Source organism: Aeribacillus sp. JST-2 (assembly GCF_056032925.1).
This window is the reverse complement of sequence record NZ_JBVVUU010000099.1, coordinates 1-1,439: the sequence shown is the minus strand read 5'-3', so window position 1 is coordinate 1,439 and position 1,439 is coordinate 1. Positions and strand designations below refer to the sequence as shown.

At 39.8% G+C, this 1,439-nt stretch carries 1 pseudogene; it reads right to left on the bottom strand.

Annotation, left to right across the window (positions count from 1 at the left end):
• A pseudogene (locus tag AC0KTX_RS16735) lies at positions 1–1,175 on the bottom strand (IS110 family RNA-guided transposase); the annotation flags it as partial.
• Positions 1,176–1,439 lie beyond the last annotated feature (264 nt).

Here is a 1,439-nt window from a genome sequence, read left to right as displayed (position 1 = left end):
TACAACACAAGGCAATCAGAGACTGTTGTTTTTTTAACGGCCTGTCTGGCCGATTGGTATAGTAATGATGCAAGGCTTTAAATACAGGATTATGGGCAACCAATGGTCGAATGGCCAGGTATAATGCTTTTCGTAAACGTCTTCGACCCCTTTTGGTTATGCGTGTTTGCCCTTTATACTTTCCTGAACTGTGTTCTCTTAAAGAAAGCCCTGCCAGATTGACTAATTGTTGCGGATGATTGTACTTGGTTAAATCTCCTACTTCCGCAAAGAACAAAGCAATGGTAGTGTAACTAAGTCCCGGGATATTGGTCATTTGTTTCGCACCTGGTATGCTTTCAACAACACCTTCTAGTTCTTCATCTAGTTGTGCTAACTGTTTCTTGTAAAGCTCATATTGATCCAATAGGCAATCCAATTCTCTTTTTGCGAACTGGATTCCTGTCTCAATCCCAACGCTCTTTTTCGCTACTTCTACGAGTCGGGTTGCTCGTTTCAGCCCAACCCCACGCTGTACATACGGTTTCCATTTTTGCAGCACTTCTTCTGGTGACAACTTTTGAATATGAGAGGGAAATGGAAACATGCGCAAGGTATAAAAGGCTGCTTTACCTTTCCAATCTCCAAACACATCGAAAAACTCTGGGAAAAAGCGCTGAATGACGTTTTCAATCCGCCCTTCAATGATCATAAGCTGTTTGATGAGCTGATCTCGTAATTTGACGCCTTCCCTTAGTTCAGCGTATACGCCCTCTAATAGGTTCGGTACGGAGTATCGCCCATCTTTCATTAACTGTGCAATGACACGAGCATCTTTTGTATCGTTTTTTGTAGGCGAATTGTCATCAAGCTCTTTACTTTTTTTGACGTGCATGGGATTCATTAGCACTACATCATATCCTTTTGCCTTAAGAAAGTAAGCAAGATTTAGCCAATAATGACCTGTTGGCTCCATTCCAAAAATCACGTGGTCCTTATGATTTTCTTTTTGAATATGATTAACCCAATCTAATAAGGTTTGAAAGCCGTGTATACGATTTTCAAAGATCAATCTCTTGCCAAATTCTAAGCCTCGGTCATCTTGAAAACGGGCAACGTGCTTTTCTTTAGCCAATACCTACAATGAGAGTTGATGGTGTAATTTGAGAGATTTTTTGATTTTGTGTATAATTCATTTTGAGTCCTCCTTGGTTTATTGAAATTCGGGGTCAACGCGCATTGACACCCTGTACTATACCAAGGGGACTTTTTTTTATCAAACCTCAAATTTCCTCATTACAGGAATGCTCCTTTATTATCGATAAGCTGTCTATTTAGCCCCTAAATGAACTTGGACAATAAGAGTAAAAAATAATATACTGCTTAATGTACCAAGGAGGCTAAACAACATGACACGAACCAAACACTCCAAGGAGTTTAAATTACAAGTCATCAAAGAG